This window comes from Curtobacterium flaccumfaciens (assembly GCF_051548005.1).
Classification (GTDB): Bacteria; Actinomycetota; Actinomycetes; order Actinomycetales; family Microbacteriaceae; genus Curtobacterium.
Genome location: NZ_JBPUGH010000237.1, coordinates 1 through 2,820, shown reverse-complemented (window position 1 = coordinate 2,820; position 2,820 = coordinate 1). Strand labels below are relative to the sequence as shown.

3 protein-coding genes are annotated in these 2,820 nt (G+C 73.7%); all 3 read left to right on the top strand.

Features of this window, described 5'->3' with window-relative positions:
- Positions 1-587 (top strand): glycosyltransferase family 2 protein (locus tag ACSW7Y_RS16870; RefSeq protein WP_438127382.1); only part of this gene is annotated, 587 nt, incomplete at its 5' end.
- 74 nt (positions 588-661) lie between these two features.
- On the top strand, positions 662-1,813 hold the full coding sequence (locus tag ACSW7Y_RS16865) for a glycosyltransferase family 4 protein (RefSeq protein WP_438127381.1): 1,152 nt from the start codon (positions 662-664) through the stop codon (positions 1,811-1,813).
- The gene (locus tag ACSW7Y_RS16860) at positions 1,810-2,664 is read left to right on the top strand and encodes a glycosyltransferase family 2 protein (protein WP_438127380.1); all 855 of its coding nucleotides are present in this window, start codon (positions 1,810-1,812) and stop codon (positions 2,662-2,664) included. The genes ACSW7Y_RS16865 and ACSW7Y_RS16860 overlap by 4 nt, the downstream gene beginning before the upstream one ends.
- The last annotated feature ends 156 nt before the right edge of the window (positions 2,665-2,820 follow it).

Below are 2,820 nucleotides of genomic sequence, written 5' to 3'. Positions count from 1 at the left end.
ACCTGTGGGTGCCCGACGCGGACGGCGAGGTCCGGCTCAACTCGACCGGCGTCCGGATCGACCGCGACGGCAACGGCACGGACCGCGACTGGTTCGGCGCCGCCGACCGTGCCGCGGACCGCGACGTGTTCGGGTTCTCGGGCGGCGCGTCGGCACTCCGGAAGGCCGCGCTCGACGACGTCGGACTCCTCGACGAGTCGCTCTTCATGTACTACGAGGACACCGAACTCGCCTGGCGGCTCCGCCGTCGCGGCTGGCGCGTCGAGTACGTCGCCGACGCGGTCGTCGAGCACGACCACTCGGCCTCGTCCGGCGTGCACAGCGACCTGTTCGTCTTCCGCAACGCGCGCAACCGACTCGTGGTCGCGCTCTGGCACGCGCCGTGGTCGACGGTCCTGCGCGCGGCGGTCCGGACGACCGCACGCGGTCTGCTGGGACTGCGGTCCGGGCGTACCCGCCGGGAGGCGCGGCTCGTCCTGGCAGCGCTGGCCGACGTGACGGGACACCTCCCCGTGCACCTCGCACGGCGGGTCCACGAGACACGGGTCGCGTCCGTCCCGCGGAGCGCCGTGGACCCGGGCGCATGAGCGGAGCGGGCTATCCTGGGGACTCCCCCGTCGACGGTCCCCACCGCGGCGTCCCCGGCCGGAAGGAACCAGGCGTGCCGCAGACCACCGTCCTCATCGACGGGACCGCGGTACCGCGCAACCTCGGCGGCGTCGGCCGCTACGTCGAGGGCGTCGTCTCGCACCTGACCGACCCGTCGCTCGACGTGCACCTCGTCGTCCGGCCCGTCCACACCGCCCACTTCCGGGCCCTCGCGCCGCACGCGACGCTGCACACGGCCCCGTCGTGGACGGATTCCGTGCCCCTGCGGTTCCTGTGGGAGCAGACCGGGCTGCCGGCACTCGGACGGCGGATCGGCGCGGTCGTGCTGCACTCCCCGCACTACACCTTCCCGTTCTCGTGGCGCCGGGGCTCGGTCGTCACGCTGCACGACGCCACGTTCTTCTCGAACCCGGAGTGGCACTCGCGCCTGAAGCGCACGTTCTTCACCTGGTGGAGTCGTCGCTCCCTCCGGACCCGTCCGGTCGTCATCGTGCCGAGCGCCGCCACCGCGAGCGAGGCAGCACGGGTGGTCTCCGGCATCCGCGCGGACGTCCGGGTCGCCCCGCTCGGGGTCGACCGGAGCGTGTTCCACGAGCCGTCCACCGCCGAGGTCGAGGACGCCCGCATCGCCGCGACGCTCCCCGACGACGCGTCCTGGATCGCGTTCCTCGGCACGATCGAACCGCGCAAGAACGTCACGGCGTTGCTCGACGCCTACGCCTCGGTCCGCGGTGCCCGCTCGCTCACGGGGTCGGACACGCCGTGGCTCGTGCTCTCCGGTGCCCGGGGCTGGGACGACGCCGCGATCGAGCGGCTCGACGCGCTGCAGTACGCCGACCACGTCGTCGAGGCCGGGTACCTGCCTCTCGAGGACCTCTCCGGCTTCCTCGGCGGTGCGGAGTTCGTCGTCTACCCGTCCCTCGGCGAGGGCTTCGGCCTGCCCGTGGTCGAGGCGATGGCGACGGGCGCGTGCGTGCTGACCACCCGGCGCCTCTCGCTGCCGGAGGTCGGCGGCGACGCGGCCGTCTACTCCGAGCCGGCGGCCGCGGACCTCGCCGCTGCGATGGCGGAGCTGCTCGACGACCCCGAGCTCGTCGCGTCGCACCGCACCGCTGCGCTCCGCCGCGCCGCGGACTTCACGTGGGACGCCACCGCAGCCGTGCACGTGGGCGCGTACGAGACCGTCGCCGGAGCCGCCCGATGATCCGGGTCGCCGTGCTCACCGTCACGTACAACACGGGTGAGACCATCCGGCCGTTCCTCGAGAGCGTCGCCGCGGCGTCCACGCACCCGCTGGCCGTGATGATCGCGGACAACGGTTCAGCGGACCTCGACGCGCTGCGGGCGATCGGCGAGTCGTACGGCGCGGTCGTGGTGTCCTCCGGCGGGAACCGCGGCTACGGCGGCGGCATCGACTCGGCCCTCGCCGCGCTCGACGACGTGCTCCCCGACGTCCGGCCGGAGTTCCTGCTCGTCACGAACCCCGACGTGGTCCTCGCCCCGGGGTCCATCGACGAACTCGTCGCCGCGGCCGACCGACTGCCGACCGGTGGGTCGTTCGGTCCGCGGATCCTCGACGAGCAGGGTGAGACCTACCCGTCGGCGCGGCGGCTCCCCTCGCTCCGGACCGGTCTCGGCCACGCCGCGTTCTCGCGTTTCTGGCCGGCGAACCCGTGGAGTCAGCGGTACTGGTCCACCACCGAGGTCGTCGAACGCGAGGCCGGCTGGTTGTCCGGCGCGTGCTTCCTCATCCGCACCTCGCTCTTCCGCGAGCTCGGCGGCTTCGACGAGTCGTACTTCATGTACTTCGAGGACGTCGACCTCGGGCAGCGCGTGGGGCTCGCCGGGCGCGCGAACGTGTACGTGCCGACGGCGGTGGTCACGCACACCGGAGCCCACTCGACCTCGTCGAACCGGCGCCGCATGGAGATCGAGCACCACCGGAGCGCGTACCGGTTCCTCTCGCGGAAGTACCGGGCGTGGTGGCTGTGGCCGCTGCGGGCGGTGCTGCGCGTGGGGTTGGCCGTCCGGGCACGCTGGGTGACGCGGAAGTAGGCCGGGCGGGCGGGCGCCGGAACCAGGTTCCGGACACCGCACCGCGCTTTTCTCCGGTGCCGTGTCCGGAACCGGGTTCCCGCCGCGCGGCCCGCGCCGCCGCTCAGCGCGGCAGCCGTGCGCGCTCGGTGCGCGCGGCGTCGAGCAGGACGCGGG